General features: G+C 43.1%; 12 protein-coding genes. 4 read left to right on the forward strand and 8 right to left on the reverse strand.

The window, feature by feature from the left end:
- Positions 1-27: 27 nt before the first annotated feature.
- The 4 genes from PQO05_RS18070 to PQO05_RS18085 are packed head-to-tail and all read left to right on the forward strand — an operon-like array spanning position 28 to position 5,967.
- Positions 28-1,275 (forward strand): multiheme c-type cytochrome, encoded by a 1,248-nt coding sequence (locus PQO05_RS18070; protein ID WP_273628838.1) that lies wholly within the window; start codon positions 28-30, stop codon positions 1,273-1,275.
- Between the two features lie 19 nt (positions 1,276-1,294).
- Positions 1,295-2,758: a glycoside hydrolase family 30 protein gene (locus tag PQO05_RS18075; RefSeq protein WP_273628839.1), complete on the forward strand. Its 1,464-nt coding sequence runs from the start codon at positions 1,295-1,297 to the stop codon at positions 2,756-2,758.
- Positions 2,759-2,786: 28 nt separating this feature from the next.
- Complete coding sequence (locus PQO05_RS18080) at positions 2,787-4,193, forward strand: glycoside hydrolase family 30 protein (RefSeq protein ID WP_273628840.1); 1,407 nt, start codon at positions 2,787-2,789, stop codon at positions 4,191-4,193.
- 22 nt (positions 4,194-4,215) lie between these two features.
- A complete protein-coding gene (locus PQO05_RS18085) occupies positions 4,216-5,967 on the forward strand; it encodes a cellulase family glycosylhydrolase (protein ID WP_273628841.1) in 1,752 nt (583 codons plus the stop codon).
- Between the two features lie 68 nt (positions 5,968-6,035).
- Here PQO05_RS18085 and PQO05_RS18090 read toward each other — a convergent pair whose 3' ends face one another.
- The 8 genes from PQO05_RS18090 to PQO05_RS18125 form a co-directional block, all read right to left on the reverse strand.
- Positions 6,036-8,210: a DUF5703 domain-containing protein gene (locus tag PQO05_RS18090; RefSeq protein ID WP_273628842.1), complete on the reverse strand. Its 2,175-nt coding sequence runs from the start codon at positions 8,208-8,210 to the stop codon at positions 6,036-6,038.
- Between the two features lie 136 nt (positions 8,211-8,346).
- Positions 8,347-9,294 carry a helix-turn-helix domain-containing protein gene (locus tag PQO05_RS18095; RefSeq protein ID WP_273628843.1) on the reverse strand — a complete coding sequence of 316 codons (948 nt, stop codon included), beginning with the start codon at positions 9,292-9,294 and terminating at the stop codon, positions 8,347-8,349.
- An 8-nt stretch (positions 9,295-9,302) separates the two neighbouring features.
- Positions 9,303-10,121, reverse strand: a complete 819-nt coding sequence (locus tag PQO05_RS18100; protein ID WP_273628844.1) for an SDR family NAD(P)-dependent oxidoreductase — start codon at positions 10,119-10,121, stop codon at positions 9,303-9,305.
- A 112-nt stretch (positions 10,122-10,233) separates the two neighbouring features.
- Positions 10,234-10,563, reverse strand: coding sequence for a hypothetical protein (locus PQO05_RS18105; protein WP_273628845.1), 330 nt, complete (start codon positions 10,561-10,563; stop codon positions 10,234-10,236).
- A gap of 52 nt (positions 10,564-10,615) precedes the next feature.
- A complete protein-coding gene (locus PQO05_RS18110) occupies positions 10,616-11,887 on the reverse strand; it encodes an alkaline phosphatase family protein (RefSeq protein WP_273628846.1) in 1,272 nt (423 codons plus the stop codon).
- A gap of 10 nt (positions 11,888-11,897) precedes the next feature.
- Positions 11,898-12,680: a S1/P1 nuclease gene (locus PQO05_RS18115; RefSeq protein ID WP_273628847.1), complete on the reverse strand. Its 783-nt coding sequence runs from the start codon at positions 12,678-12,680 to the stop codon at positions 11,898-11,900.
- Between the two features lie 57 nt (positions 12,681-12,737).
- The gene (locus tag PQO05_RS18120; RefSeq protein ID WP_273628849.1) at positions 12,738-16,043 is read right to left on the reverse strand and encodes a TonB-dependent receptor; all 3,306 of its coding nucleotides are present in this window, start codon (positions 16,041-16,043) and stop codon (positions 12,738-12,740) included.
- A gap of 125 nt (positions 16,044-16,168) precedes the next feature.
- A complete protein-coding gene (locus PQO05_RS18125; RefSeq protein ID WP_273628850.1) occupies positions 16,169-17,176 on the reverse strand; it encodes a FecR family protein in 1,008 nt (335 codons plus the stop codon).
- Between the last annotated feature and the right edge of the window lie 32 nt (positions 17,177-17,208).

Here is a 17,208-nt window from a genome sequence, read left to right on the forward strand (position 1 = left end):
TCTTAGTTTTGTTTCCTGCAAAAATATATGAAGGGCAAATCCGGTAAACTATTTATATTCTCATCTATCCTTACGTTTCTGCTGGCTATGTTCTTTTCTCAGTGTATAGACAAGGATAAGCCCAAAGCAGATATCAGGGGTACAGCCTATGCCGATCCCGCAACCTGTATTAAGTGCCATAAAGAGGTTTACACCAACTATAATCAAACCGGGCATTATCATGCGTCACAGCCTGTTGCTGCAAATCATTTACAAGCAGGTATTGCAGCAACCGATAGTCAGTTTGTTTTTAACGATAGTGTAAAGATCAAAGTTGAAAAACGAAAAAGTGGCCTGTACCAGGTAGCTTATTTTAAAGGTAAAAAAGTAAGGGACGAACGCTTCGACATCGCATTCGGCTCGGCAGAGAAAGCGCAGACCTATGCCTATTGGCGAGGAAAAAAGATTTATCAGCTACCATTAACCTATTCAACCTCCGCGCATAACTGGGTTAATAGCCCGGGCTATCCTGCTAACTTGGTTTACTATAACCGTTTGGTGGTAGGCCGTTGTTTTGAATGCCACGCCTCTTTTGCCGACCGCAAATTTGTAGCAACCGGTGGCTTAACTGTTGACGAAGAGTTTGATAAAGATGCCATGCTCTACGGTATAGATTGCCAGCGCTGCCACGGCCCGGCTGCTAACCATGTAAACTATCATACTGAAAATCCAGGCGATAAGCAGCCTAAGTTTATTAAGCCTTATAAATCATTAACCCGCCAGCAAAAGCTGGATATGTGTGGTGTATGCCACTCTGGTAGCGATTTAAAGGCCGAACGATCAACCTTTAACTTTCATCCGGGCGATACGCTGATGAACTTTTTCGATCCCGCTTTCGGGGCCGTTAACCATGATCCTGATGTGCATGGTAACCAAACCAAACTATTGGCCATGAGCAAATGCTTTGCCAACAGCGCCACCATGACTTGTACTACCTGCCACAGCAGCCACGAAAAAGAAACCGGCAACCTGGTTGGTTATTCACAAAAGTGCATGACCTGTCATAAAGCCGAAGACCATAACTTTTGCAAAATGGCACCCAAACTGGGTGATGCAATCACTACCAAATGTGTTGATTGCCACATGCCCGCTTTACCATCAAAAGTTATTTCATTTAAGATGACGGATGCTAAAGAAACTTCACCCTATTTATTACGCACACACCGCATTGCCATTTATCCCGAACAAACAGCCGGGGTACTTCAGATGCTAAAAAACAACCATAACAAACGATAACCCTACCTCTAAATAATCTATGAAATTCAGAAATATCACCAGGCAGATGGCCTATGCACTCTTACTTTGCGGTGCCGTATTTGCTACAAGTTGCAAAAAAGAAAAAGGAGCAGGCGGTAACATTGTGGATCCTGTTACCCCTCCTACCCAACCTGTTACACCAGTAAAAAGTGATGTAGCCATGTGGCTTACCCAGGGCGACCAGGGATCGCTGCTGAAACAACAAAACCTGGCCCTCAATTTCGGTACATCAACCAATACAAACCCTACTATTGAGGTTGATACTACACAAACCTATCAAAGTATTGATGGCTTTGGCTTTACCCTTACCGGTGGCAGCGCTACTGTTATTAACCAATTACCGGCAGCACAAAAAGCTAATTTGATAAAAGAATTGTTTGCTACTGATAGCGCGCATATTGGCATCAGCTACCTGCGTATCAGCATAGGCGCTTCTGATCTAAGTGCCACAACATTTACTTATGATGAAGGATCTGCTGATAACAATTTAACTAATTTTAGTATCGACCAGGAACGCGCCGACCTGATCCCGGTTTTGAAAAGCATTATTGCTATCAACCCAAGCATTAAAATATTGGCTTGCCCATGGACCGCCCCTACCTGGATGAAAACCAATAATAGCTTTAAGGCAGGTAGTTTAAGCACAACTTATTATGATGCTTACGCCCGTTACTTTGTAAAATACATACAGGCCATGAAGGCTGAGGGTATTACTATTGATGCCATCACCCCGCAAAACGAGCCGTTAAACCCTAACAATAACCCAAGTATGGTAATGCAGGCATCAGAAGAAGCAGCATTTATCAAAAACAACCTGGGTCCGCAGTTTCAGTCCAACGGTATTACAACTAAAATTATTGTTTACGATCATAATGCCGACAGGCCTGATTACCCATTGGCTATTTTAGCTGACAATGATGCCAGCAAGTATGTAGATGGTTCTGCGTTTCACCTGTACGGTGGTTCAATTAGCGCCTTAGGTCCTGTACACGATGCTTATCCTAAAAAGAACGTATATTTTACCGAGCAATGGGTTGGCGCACCAAGTAATTTCCAGAGCGATTTACAATGGGCCGTAAACAACCTCATTATTGGCGCAACGCGTAACTGGAGCCGTAACGTATTAGAGTGGAATTTGGCTACAGATGCCAGTTATGGCCCGCATACTGCCGGTGGCTGCAGTACTTGTTTAGGAGCGCTTACAATAAGTAATAACATTAGCCGTAATGTATCATACTATATTATTGGCCAGGCCTCAAAATTTGTGCGTCCCGGCTCTGTACGTATAGGTTCAAATAATCTCGATAATCTTCAAAATGTTGCTTTTAAAACACCCGATGGTAAAAAGGCGCTTATTGTATCAAACACAACCAGCGCAATACAAACCTTTAACATCAAGTTTAATGGTAAAACGGTATCGGCTACGCTTGCCGGTATGTCTGTAGCAACATTTATCTGGTAATACATCTTCTTATTCCAATAATAATTAAATGCTAAACATCAAAAAATCTACACTATTGGCAGCCGTAATTATGGCTGCAACATCTGCTTTTGCCCAGCAAAAAGGTTCTGTACAAAGCTGGTTAACCAATGCAGATCAATCTGCCCTGTTTGCCCAGCAAAAACAGGAATTACCTTTTGCTAAAAAAACTGACACTAATCCTGTCATTGAAATTAATGAGAAAGAAAGCTATCAGTCTATTGATGGTTTTGGCTTTTGTTTAACTGGCGGTAGCGCGCAGCTGATCGTCAAAATGGATCCGGCTAAACGTGCCGAATTACTTAAAGAGTTATTTGCTACAGATGGCACCAATATCGGTATCAGCTACCTGCGGGTAACTATCGGTGCATCCGATCTTAATCCGTACGTATTCTCTTATGATGATTTGCCTGCCGGCGAAACCGACCCTAATATGGCGAAGTTTGATCTTGGCCCTGATAAAAAGGATGTGATCCCGGTATTGAAAGAGATCCTGGCTATTAATCCAAAGATCAAAATCTTAGGCTCTTCATGGTCGCCACCGGTTTGGATGAAAACAACCGGCGATACTCGCGGCGGCAGCTTAAAGCCCGAATACTTTGATGCTTACGCCAAATACCTGGTTAAATATGTGCAAAGCATGAAAAAGAAAGGTATTACCATTGATGCCATGACGGTACAGAACGAGCCTTTACACCCCGGCAATAACCCAAGTATGCTGATGCTGGCTCCAGATCAGGCTAATTTTATTAAAACTAACCTGGGCCCGATGTTTAAGGCTGAAGGGATTAAAACCAAGATCATTGTTTACGATCATAACTGCGACAAGCCAGAGTACCCGATCTCAATTTTAAATGATCCTGAGGCTAAGAAATATGTAGATGGTTCTGCATTTCACCTGTATGCAGGTAAGATCGAAGCATTATCTACCGTTCACGATGCTCACCCCGACCGTAACCTGTATTTCACAGAGCAATGGATGGGCGCACCGGGCAATTTTAAAAGAGATGTTGCCGAGCATATCACCAAGTTAACCATTGGCGCTACCCGTAACTGGAGCCGCAACGTAATTGAGTGGAACCTTGCTGCAGACCCACAAAGTAACCCGCATACCGACAGAGGCGGTTGCGACAGATGTATGGGTGGTATTACCATTGATAAAGACAGCGTAACCCGTAACCCTGCTTACTATGTTGTAGCACACGCCGCAAAATTTGTAAGGCCAGGTTCGGTACGGATCAGCTCTAACTTGGTAGATAACCTGCCTAACGTAGCATTTAAAACGCCTGATGGTAAAAAAGTACTGGTGGTAATTAACAGAGGTACAGATGCACAAACCTTCAGCATCAAATATAAAGGTGAGCAAGTGAGCGAGGTACTGAACGCAGGTTCGGTAGCTACTTATATCTGGAAATAAAACCAATAAACCTGAATAACCTATGAAGAGGAGATCAAGTTTTTTTGCCGGTTTAGCACTGGCCTTACTCGGCTGCGTATCATCACTTAGTTACGGGCAGGGATATTTAAAGGCATCCGGCCGGATAATTACCGATGAAAAAGGTAACAAAGTAATTTTACGTGGCATGGGCCTTGGTGGCTGGATGTTGCAGGAAGGCTATATGTTCCGTTTAAGTAATATCGGCCAGCAACATAAGATCAAGGCTAAGATACAAGAGGTTACAGATTCAGCCTATACGGCTAAATTTTACAATCAGTGGCTGGCAAACAATACCCGTAAAATTGATATTGATTCGATGCGTTCATGGGGCTTTAACTCCATCAGGCTGCCGATGCACTACAACCTGTATACTTTAGCGGTTGACCAGGAACCTGTTGCCGGTAAAAATACCTGGTTAGAGAAAGGCTTTGCCATGACGGATAGCTTGCTCAACTGGTGCAAGGCTAACCACATGTACCTGATCCTCGATCTTCATGCAACACCAGGTGGACAAGGTAACGACCTTAATATATCAGACCGCGACCCGGCTAAACCATCGCTTTGGGATAGCCAGGCCAATCAGGATAAAATGATTGCCCTTTGGCGCAAACTGGCCGAGCGCTATGCCAACGAACCTTACATCGGCGGTTATGACATCATTAACGAGCCCAACTGGGGTTTTGAAAGTGCCGATGATAAAAGAGGTACTAACGAAACCAAAAATGAGCCCCTGCGCAAACTGATGGTCGATATTACAAAAGCTATCCGCGAGGTTGATCAAAAACACATTATCATTATAGAGGGTAACGGCTTTGGTAATAACTACAAAGGTATTTTCCCGTTGTGGGACAAAAACATGGTGATTAGTTTTCATAAGTATGGCAACTTTAACAAGCAATCGGCCATTCAGGGTTTCCTTGATATTAGTGAGAAAAACAATGTGCCGCTGTGGATGGGCGAATCGGGAGAAAACTCGAACACCTGGTTTACCGAAGCAATTAGTTTGGTGGAAAGCCATGACATTGGCTGGAGCTGGTGGCAATTGAAGAAGATCGGCATCAATAACCCGCTCGAGATTAAGTTAACACCATCGTACCAAAAGCTATTGGATTACTGGAGTGATAAAGGCCCTAAACCAACCAAAGCAGAAGCCATTGCTGCACTTGATGAGTTTTTGAATAACATTAAACTGGAGAATAATATTTACCATAAAGATGTTACCGATGCTATGTTCAGGCAGGTGCGTACCAATACCGCTGTTCCGTTTAAAAAGGTTGTTATTGGTGATAATACTACCATCAACGCAGTAGATTATGATTTAGGCAGCCAGCGCACTGCTTATTTTGATAAGGATACTGCCAGTTATATGTATACTCCCGGCGTAAAAACGCAGGGCAACCGTGGCCGTGCCTACCGTAATGATGGTGTAGATATTCAACGTGATGATAGTGGCTACCATGTTTTTAATATTGAAGACGGCGAATGGCTGCAATACACCGTTGAGGTAACCAAGAAAGGCAACTACACAGCTAAATTTAATGTAGCTACAGATAGTGCTGCCGGGCAAATTTCACTTACCGTTGATAATACCGCAAGCGCAGGAAACATTGCATTCACCAACGATGATGCATCTAAAAACTGGCACCTAGCCGAACTTAAAAATGTTCAGTTAAAAAAGGGTATAAACAGGATTCGTGTTTATGCAGAGAAAGGCGGATTTAATTTAAAGTCTATCCAGTTTATTAAAGAATAACCCATAAAAAAGTTCGCAAGTGTTTAGGTACTTGCGAACTTTTCTATGATTGAGAGATTAGATCTTTCTTATAACGACATATCAACAACATCTTTCTTTCTCGAGGCCGGTGTAACCACCAGATCAACTAATTTGCCGTTCTGCACCCTCCCCTGCACTGTTGTTTGGTATGGTGCATTCAATTTAAATTCTGCATTCCATTCTTTAGGCCAGGCAGGTAATAGTAATATTTTCTTACCGTCGGTTTGCATCAACATGTTTTGTAAACCGTTCTCGCCATTGCCGCCGTTATCCTCATCAGGCATATAATCATGGCCTTCATCCCAAAAGGCAGGAAATTTTAAGTGCGGATCCTGACGTGCAAAGTTGAAGCTTACGTAGGTTTTAGCAACATCACTTAAACCCAGCATTGCGGCTTGTATGGGGTCTTGCACCCAGCAGCCTTTATCCTTAAACTTACGCGCATTAAAAGTATTAAGAGCCGTTTGCAGATCAGGTTTACCCAAACCATACAAGCGGAACGGATACACCGCATATAGCTCAGGATTTTCCAGGTTACGTGGCTGGGCTGTTTGTTCGCCGGTGTAAGGTAGCAGTACCTGTCCGTTCTTTTCACCTTTCGGCAACTCAGGCAGTATGTTTAAAAGTTTCGACCATTGGGCACGTAGCTCCGGGCTGGTAACATCATCTGGCAATGCCAACATACGGGCAGTTACAGCATGTAAGCCTGCAATATCTGGTGCCGGGTTATGCACCTTCCAGAACATCTCAATAGAATTATCCGGGTCGAGCAACAATTTGCCCTGATCATCGCGGCCAAAGTGTTTATCAAAAAACGTTAACCCAGCAGTTGCTACAGGCAGCAGTGTGCTTTTTGCAAAGGTTTTATCGCCTGTGTACTCATAATAATCGAGCATCATCATGCTCAGCTCCAATATGGGTGTAAAGTAATGCCCCGTCCAGTTCTCTTTAACCTCTGGCCCCATGTATAGCAAGCCACCCCAAAAAGGTGCAGTTTCTGCAAAGTATGCGCCATCATGATGGTAATATGCTTGTACCTGCTTTTTATTGTCGGGTAATATTTTGGCATACATATTAAAAAGCGGCAGCATTTCGTCAAAGTCACCAGCCATTAATCGTGGCCAATACATCGGCCGCGTGTTCTGAAACCAATACTGGCCGCCCCAGCTCCGGTAGTCGGCATTGGCATAAACTGTTTTCCCGCCGTCTTTCAATACCGGATTATCCACTACGAAAATCGAACCGTTAAATTTAATAGGATATTTGCCCCGACCTGCACATGCCGTTAAAAACCGCTGAAGCACATAACCTTGCGTTGTGGTTTTTGCCTGGTCATCACCAATAATATATACCCAACTGCGGTGCCAAAAAGCATCCCACCATTGCTGATGTGCAACCCGGCTTTGCTCCAGGTTAATTTTATCTATCCCCGTAACCTTCTGCTCCAATTGTTGCTGCCATTGCCCGGCAGAGCCCGACTGGCTGGTTAATGGGTATATGGATACTACCTGAGAAACAGAGGGTTTACTTTGCAGCGTAGTATCATTTGATACATAAAAACCTTTACCCTTAATAACAGCACCAAAGGTAATATTGGCTAGGTGTGGATTAACATTGTTACCAGCATTGCGATGATACCATACTATTTGTGGTGATTTACCGGTCAGGATAGAGTCGCCCCCGCCATTTAATCGCCAATCGTTGAGTGTAACTTTAGCCGTTACGGGCTTGTTACTTTTAGTTTCTACACGTATTACGGGGTTGTTGGCATCTACCCATAAACGTATTTGAACTTTATTACTGCCATCGCCTTCATCAATTACAATCTCCCCATCATGTAATTTAAGGGTTTGTAAAAATGGCGCTCCTGAAACCTGCATAGGGTTAGGACTTAACGACACGCGGACTTTACCGAGTTTCATCAGTACGCCACCTTCTTTAATCCAGTTGTTTTTTTCTGTTGATGCAGCTGCACCCCAGGCATCCGTTTTAGAAATATAAAAGCATAAATCGCCATTAGGCTCTACCCAGGCATTAAGGCCTGTATCGCCATTACCTAAAGGCATTGATTGTTGCGAAGATGGCCCCGGCACATTCCAGCTTACATTGTTTGCTGCCAGTAATGTATTTAAATTGGTGTTATTTACTTGCGCCCTGGTATGGAAGACAGCAAATATTAACAGCGCTGCAGGCAGCAAGTTAAATCGTATTTTTTTAATCATGTAACTGTGGTTTATAATTACACAATTTTAAGCAGCAACCTTAATAAAGCATTAATTAATTGCTAATGTGTCGGCTTGTAAGTTTTATTATAAAATTTACTTGTTAAAGCTCCCGATAGGATCATGGCTTTTGTTTTTAGTTCAGTAAATGCTTTTTAAACTGATTGGGGGTTACACCAGTTTCCTTTTTAAAAAGCCTCGAAAAATAAGACAGGTCTTCGAAACCAAGCGCATAAGCAATTTCGGAAACCCGCTGATCATCGTTCCTTAAACGGTTTTTGGCTTCGCTTATCAGGTAAATATGTATGAGTTCAATAGCTGTTTTACCTGTTTCCTGCTTCAGCATATCGCTCAGATAGCGTGGCGATAAGTTTAATTGCCCTGCCAGCGTGCTCACATTGGGTAAACCCTGGTTAAGCAGTAACCCATCTTTAAAATAAGCTGCCAGCGCATCGTTAAACTTTGATACGGTTTTACCCGATAGTTGGGTACGGCCAATAAACTGGCGTTTATAAAAGCGCTGTGAATACTTCAACATGGCATCAACATGCGAAAGCATAATGTTGCGGCTATACTCGTCATTATTAGATCGATATTCTGCATCTATCTTAAAGAAAAGGTCCCACATAATTTCTTCTTCTCGGGGAGAAAGATGCAGGGCTTCGTTTGCTTCGTAATCGAAAAAGGCATATTTACTCATATCGTTATGCAGAAAGTGGCCGTTCAAAAAATCTTCATGTATGAAAATGATGAACGAGTCTTCATGGTATTCCAGATTTTTAAACTCCATGATCTGCCGTGGCCTGGCAAACAGCATACAACCGTTATCATGATCATATTTGGTACGTCCGTACATAATAACTCCCGATTCAAGCTTTTTAAGCCCTATGATGTAAAAATCAGAAGTAAACGGATTTTCTCCGAGCGAAGTCTTTTTCGGGCACCGATAAACGCTGAACAATGGATTTTCAGGCATCGGCAGGCCATTAAAACGGTGTAATTGAGCCAGACTATTAAAATGCTGCATACTCTCAAAATTAGGCATAATCTGCACCATATCCAGAAGCAGATCATGCCAGTACAATATAATGATTATTTACCCTGTGCTGCCAAAGTAGTTTCCAACCAGCTATCCCACTCTGTGTTCCGGCCTACGTATTCTTTCTTAACTAACATGTTAGCGTATTTGCCCAGCAACAAGCGCAACGGAGGATTTTCACTATCTATCAATTTCAATACCGCATCAATTGTACCGTTTGCATCACCCCGAAAATCGGGAGGGATCCCTGCCTGGTGGTTTGCTTTTACATCATTGTACTCAGCCATAGCAACGGTACGGGCAGCAGAAGAACTTCCCCATTCTGTATCAAAACCAGCCGGTTCAATAATGGAGACATTGATCCCAAAACCTTTCATCTCAGCAGCCAGCGATTCGCTCAAGCCTTCTACCGCAAACTTAGAAGCAGCGTATAAACCCAAAACCGGCCGGCTAATTAACCCCAATACACTTGAAAGCTGGATGATATGCCCATGCCCCTGCTCGCGCATGATAGGCAATACTGCTTGTGAAAGCCACAGCAAACCAAAGAAATTGGTTTCCATCTGATCGCGGGCTTCTTTTTCGGTCGTTTCTTCAATTGCACCGAATAAACCGTACCCTGCATTATTAATCAGCACATCAATACGTCCAAAATGTTCTTTGGCCCGGGCTATAGCTTTGAACCCCGCAACCCTGTCATTAACGTCCAGTTTCAGCGGTAAAATATTATCGCCATATTTAGCTGCAAGGCTGTTAAGTGTACTTAAATCCCGTGCTGTTGCTACTACTTTATCGCCTCTTTGCAATAATGCTTCGGCCCATAATTTACCGAAACCACGTGAGGCCCCGGTAATGAAAATTATTTTTGACATTGCTTTAATTTTATTGTAAAGCAAATTTAGGCTGGTTACGGGCTGCGCTTTAGTACAGAAGTGGGGAACATTAGGACATTTTTACGTAACGCCTAACCCCCATTAAAAACAACTATGCACTATACAGAAAATGCACAGCCAGGCGCAGGTGCTTGTACATAGGATCTTCCGGGGGCATTAACTTTTGCATGTTTTTTAAATGCTTGCCCAGTAATTCGCCTTTTACATGCACAGAAAGGTTGCTATAGTCCTGAACTATTTTCGCGATTTGCTCCAGTAGCATATCATATTCTTTGAACAATAGTTCAAGCTGTTCTTTTCCCTGTACCAAATTTATGTATGCGGAAGAGGAATCTGCGGTACAAGATTCTTGTAAAATTTTTTCAAGTTCCTCCATGGAGGCTTTCAGGTGCTGATGCCTGCTTTTACTGATTGACTTCATGGGGGTATAATAAGGGCCGGCAGATGATTAACCAGCCAGCCCTCAATAACGCTTATTCCTTAATTAAGGGTTTTAAAATTTCTTTGCCATCTATCTGCTCGCTGATTTTTAGTCTCAGCAAATCGGTAATGAAAGGATAAACCTCCACGTTCTCGAAAACAGGTACGGTAAGATTATTCTTAATTTTTGGTCCCCATGCAAAAAAAGTAGCCGGCATGTCTTTTACCAATTTTGGATCAAAACCGTGGTAACCGGCTCCGGGCTTACGGTTCGAAAACACCTTCGGCCAGGTCGGTATTACAAAAATATCTCCCATTCTATTCATTCGGTCATCCTTGGCACTGTAATGCAAATACGCAGGCATGTTGGTTTTAAGATATACATGATAATCCTTTTCATCTTTCTTCAATTGCTCATAAACCGGCATGATATCGGCTTGGTTTTTGGCATGAAGATCAATCATTGTGCCCGATGATGGGATAATAAATTTCTCAGGATCGATAGCTGTGGGCGTTGCCAGAGGATGCTCACGGTCTACAACGGTCATCCCGTGGTCTGATACAAAAATAAAATTGACCGGCAAACCTGTAGTGGCAACGGCTTCGCTCAGCTTGTTTATAACCGAATCAACCATACGCACAGCCTGTGCAGTTTCTGGTGTCTCCGGGCCATAACGGTGACCTGAGTGATCAGGCTCCGATAAGTAAAAAGTGATCAAATGCGGGCGCTTTTCCTCCGGCAAGCTCAGCCAATCCTTAACAATCTGGATGCGGCGGGCCATCGGGATATCCTCATTATAATTATAATAATAGGTTGGCCTAACGCCTTTAATGGCGGCTTCAGAACCTACCCAAAAAAGGCTTGCGGCCAGCATGTGCTGCTGTTCGGCCAGTACCCATAGTGGAGTTCCTCCATACCAGCTGCTATCTCTAACTTTAGCCTTATCACCCATAGAGTAGCTTGCATTTTTAGCAGGATCGTAAAAACTATTGCCAACCAGTCCGTGGTGTGAAGGATAAAGCCCGGTAACCAGTGTATAATGATTAGGAAAAGTTACAGACGGAAAACTAGGCAACATAGCCACAGCGCGAACGCCTTGCGAACTCATCCGCAGTAAATTTTCGGCATGGTATTTTTCGGCATAATCATAGCGGAAACCATCGGCAGAAATTAATATCACGTAAGGTTTTTTCTGCTGAGCAGCTGAGTTGTTTCTGCCGCTTACAATATGCTGTGTGGTATCTGATTGTGCTTGTCCGTATGCTAAGGTGCCTCCCATTTGAAGGAGCAACAAAGCAATAAGCGTTCTTTTTAAGGTTAACATCGGCATCTGTTTAACGGTAAATAGCATTAAGCACGCCAGCCAAACGGATACCAGCCTTTTCCATACGCTCTTCAAAAACCGGGATATGTGCTTTATAATACGCTTCATCAAAATCACTGCTCTTACCTGCATCAGCATATAATTGCTCGCTCACCTGGTAACTCTCGTATAACCATTTCAGCATATCATCTTTTTGCCAGGTTTTGATTTCTGACGGAGTAGCGTGATCTACCTTTTCTGCCAGTTGCTCATAAGTTAGTCCTTCGTGCTCTGGTAAACCGCTATCCCATAAACCATGTAAGTTACCCGGGTTGCCTAAAAAGGTTACTTTGATCTTGTTACCACCCTGATCTTCAGAACGGCTTACGTGCATTGGCTGGTGCAAATCGCCCACCATGTGAACAATAAACTTAAGGGCGAAGATCTTTTCTTCACGGGTCTTTGCCGGATTTTTCAAGTCTGCTTCGCATTTAAGCAGCGCTTTGTAAACGTTGTCGTTTTTCTTAGCCAGCACGGTATCTTTAAAAGCTTGCTCAGTTAAGCCGGCCGGTACATTAATGTAATGCCATGGTGCGGTATATTTGTACTGGTCCTGCGAACGGATTTGGTCGGCATAAGTACTTACATCTGCCAAACTTTCTTCCTCCAGCAAATCTTTAACTGCTACTGCAGCTTTAGGTGTCAGATGCTTTTCAGCAATTTTTCCAATAGTACGGTGGCCGGTAACACCCCATGAAACGAGGGCAACCGTAACCAGCAACATTAAAATAGGGGTAATAATTCTTTTGATCATGATATTTATTTGCGTTTAAAAGTAAGCGGCAATTATAAAATTGCCGCTTACTAATTGTTAATTAAAAATGTAACGGAAACCGAACTGCATAGTCCAGGTTGAGCCGAAGCCTACGTTGTCTCTAAACGTTTGCGAAGCAGGTAAATTACGATCTGTTTGCAGGGTAAAGGTTGGTTTAACATTACCACCCGGTACCAATGAAGCAATGTTTTTAGGCACAAGGATATTGCTTGTTGCTACACTTCTTTGGATGCCCCATTCTTTATTAAGGAAGTTACCCACGTTAAGAATATCTAAGCTAAACTGAATGGTGTTACGTTTACCGCCAACGTTAGTGAAAATATCCTGCAGGAATTTGAAATCAAATTGCCCCTGGAATTGGCCAATAGCACCATTGCGTTCGGCATACTTTCCTTTGCGGCCGCGCAGGTATTTATCCTGATCAATATATCTGAAAAACATATCGCTTTGTTGCTGTGCTGTATAAGTTACAGCAGTGGCACCCGAGCCAACAGTAAGCGGTACAAATGTAATTTCAGATGGATCTTTAGGTACATAAATTAAATCGGCATTAGCACCATCGCGGTTAATATCACCCGAATAAGTATATGAGAAACGGCTGTTAGAACCGTCATATACCAAAGTAACCTGCGAACCTAAATGCTTAATAAATTCTTTACGGTAGTAAACAGATGCAATAATTCTATCCGGAGATACCGAACCCGAATGCCCTAACTCTGGCTGGTTAGCTCCGTTAACCGAAGTAGTACCCTGCCAGCCTGACAATGTTTGGTCGCCGCCACCTTCGTACAGACTTTTTGCATCGCTGTGTACGTAAGATATTGATCCGCCAAAACCATTACTAAAGCGCTTGGCTAAAGTTGTAGTGATTGAATAGTAATAACCTCTTGATGAATTATCCAATACAATTACGTTGAATGCACCCGGTTGCTGGCCACCGCCTGGGATAACAGTACCATTTGGCACAGCTTGACCATTGAGGATAGGGTTGATAAACTTATCAGTATTGGCATTCGGATAAATCATCCTGTTATCCGGGTAACCCGCCACATTTAGCGGTTTAGGGTCAACCAGGTTAGCATTGCGGAACAATACCGTATTAATATCTTTATTAAATATACCCTCAATAGTACCCACGATACCGAATGGTAACTTGGCATCTAAAGCTAAACTCATTTTGTAAGTCTGCGGCATTTTTAAGTCTTTAGCCATTACCGTGATCGGGTTAGGCAAAACAGTTCCTGCTGCAGGTGGCGTTGCCGGGCGATAAGCACCAATATTAGGATTGAATGGACCCGGCGTATTGTTTTGCCCCGAATAAGTTTCGGTTACTTGCAACATACCAGCATCGCCAGACTGTGCAACTATCCATACATAAGGGATTTTTCCGGTGAAGATACCAGCACCACCCCTTAATTGTAATGAACGGTCGCCTTTTAAATCCCAGTTAAAGCCGATACGAGGTGAAAACAATACTTTGGCACTCGGCAAATTACCTGTGTTTAAATGTTCGCCATGTGCGAAGGTTAACTGCGATACCAATGGATGTTCTTCCAATACTTTAGGGTAAGCGCCCAGATCTAAACGCAAGCCAACTGTAAGGTGAAATTTATCACTAACGGCAATCTCATCCTGACCATAAACAGAGTACTGGCCAAATTTAAATGTTGGATAAGCCTGTGCGTACCCTGGCGAAAGCGAATAGGTTTGTGCAAAATCGGCAGGTTTAGCACCGTTCACAAAATCATCCCATGAATTGAAGGTGTAATAGCTGGTAGCAAAACGCTGGAAGCCATTTTTGGTGATACTGAAATCGCCTTGTACACCTGCGGTAAAATTATGCTTACCGGCAGACCAGGTTAAGTAATCGTTTAGTGAATATAGTTGAACATCGCGCAGGTTACCATAAGTAAACGGCTCATAACCGAATGAAGTAAATGGACGGCCATCTTTCAGAATATCTACAAACGGAAATATCTGGCTGTCTGAACTTCTTGGGTCATTTTGGTTGGTATATGATAAACGAAGTGTATTGTTAAAGCCGCTGCCTATTTTGCTGTCTAATTCTGCAGTTAACGAATATAAATTGGCTTCCTGATAATAGTTTGAGTTTGCAAACGGCAAAGCATAAGTATCTGTACGTGAGCCGTTAGAAAAACCGGGAAGCGGGCTGCGTGAAGTACTTACAAACGATGGGCTTCTAGTTTTAACATAACTGTAACGAACGTTAAAATGGTTTTTATCATTAATATTCCAGTCTAAACGGGCTAACAGATTGGTACGCTCCGATTCAAAATTATACCCTTGGTATGGACCTGTTTCATAACCATATTTATTTTTCAGGTAGGCGCTAATTGCATCTAACTCTGCCATGGTAGGGCGTGTAATATTAGGTGCGCTGCCAAATGGTGCAGCGTCAGTTGCTGCAACACGGGTTTGGCCCGGGTCAACCTCGGTTTCGCGTTCGGCATTTAAAAACAGGAATAATTTGTTTTTAATAATTGGCCCGCCTACGCGTGCACCATAAATACGGTACGACTGATTTGTTGCAACCAATTCGGGATAAGTACTTACTTTGGTACCAATCTGGTTTTGGTTACGGAAATAGGTATAGGCAGATGCGGAAACATCATTTGTACCCGAACGGGTAACTGCGTTAATTGAACCACCGATAAAACCAGTTTGGCGAATATCATAAGGAGTTACGTTAACCGAGATTTCTTCTAATGCATCTATCGATACCGGGTTACCATTACCAGGCAGGTTACTGCCGATACCGAAGTTGTTGTTAAAGTCGGCGCCATCCAGCGTAACGTTATTTTGACGCGAGTTACCACCGCCAATAGAGTTACCATTAGATTGTGGCGTTAACCGTGTCAGGTCATTAAGGCTTCGGTCAATAGTTGGTAAGGCATTAATTTCGCGGGTCGATAAGTTGGTCGATGTTCCGGTCCTATCCGCATTTAAAATAGAGTTCCGGTCGGCGGTTTTAATAGCAACCTCACTTAATAATACAGATGAGTTATCCAGTGATACGTTAAGTACATAAGGATCACCTATTTTCAGATCAATATTGTCGATGATCTTGGGTTCATAACCGATATAAGATATTTTGATACGGTAAGGGCCGCCCGGGCGCATACCTGGAATTGTGAAGCGCCCTGTTTTGTTTGTAGCAGCGCCATAAACGGTACCTGTTGGTAAGTGGGTAGCTGTAATAGTTACACCTATCAGCATTTCTTTGGCATCTTTAATAGTACCGGTAAGTGTTCCTGTAGTTACCTGTGCATGTACGGCCAATGAAGAAAAAAGTAAAAGAAAATATGTAAGCAGTTTTCGCATTATTTCTATATTGTTGCTTTAATTAATTTTAGACGAGTTAATTGAAAAAGGTCCGGGCTGCTACAGCCCCTACCAGATAACCGCAGGTGTTTCCAGCACCTCGGTTATTTTATCCCTGTTTTTGTTTATTTCATGCGTTTGTCCGGGGCGTTAATGATGAGATGATTATTATCCAGGCTGTAGCTCATACCCGTTGTTAATGTTAAGCGCTGCAGCACCTGGTGAAGGTTTTGGTTTGCCAGATGAAAAGTGTATGCAGTTGGATCGAACTGCGGATGATTAACCTTGACGCTTACGTTGAAGTGCCTTGCCAGTTCATCGCCAATCTGAGCTAATGTCATAGTCTCCAGATCAAATGAGCCCGGCGTTCTCCAGGTACTGATCAACTCAGCTTGTTTCTTATTAGATTCGGGCTTGCCGGTAGCTGTGTTGTAGTTGAGCACATCTCCCCTTTCCATAGCAGAGCGGATGAGGTGAAAATTGCCATGCTGATCACGGATACCTACATCTACACGGCCTGATGCTACTGAAACCTGGTATTGTTTTGTAAGATCGTATGCACGGATGTTAAAGGAAGTTCCGATATCGCGTGTAACTAAATTGCCGGAAACTACGCTGAACGGACGGGCAGTATCATGCTTTACCTTGAAGAAGGCCTCTCCCTTATCCAGGTAAACTATCCTCTTTTTATCTTGCTTAATTAATGGAATCCGGACAGTTGTGGCGGCGTTAAGCCAAACCTCGGTACTATCGTCGAGCTTGATTTTTTTGACCTGCGCATTGGCAGTAATAATAGTTTGATAAGACTGCTTTATAGTAACGTGCAGACCTTGCTTTCTGTAAAAGATACCGGCTATTGTAAACAACACGCCGATTGAACATGCAGCTTTAAACCAAACGGTGGAAGTCCACAGCTCACGTACTCTTGAATTGGAAATGCCTTGAGTAAGGCGTAGATTTAATTCCTGATAGATGCGTTTTTCGGTATCAGGATCATTCAGAATTTCTGCATCAGGGCCGTCTTCATAATTTTGAAACCAGTCGTCAACCAGTTTCTTTTCATGATCATCAATTTGTCCCTGCTCGTACTTACTGAACAGTTGCTTTAGCTGCGTATACTTTGGGTTCTTCATTCAGCACTATTAGTGCTCGAACCGCCCAAAAG

The sequence above is a fragment of the Mucilaginibacter jinjuensis genome, from assembly GCF_028596025.1.
Classification (GTDB): domain Bacteria; phylum Bacteroidota; class Bacteroidia; order Sphingobacteriales; family Sphingobacteriaceae; genus Mucilaginibacter; species Mucilaginibacter jinjuensis.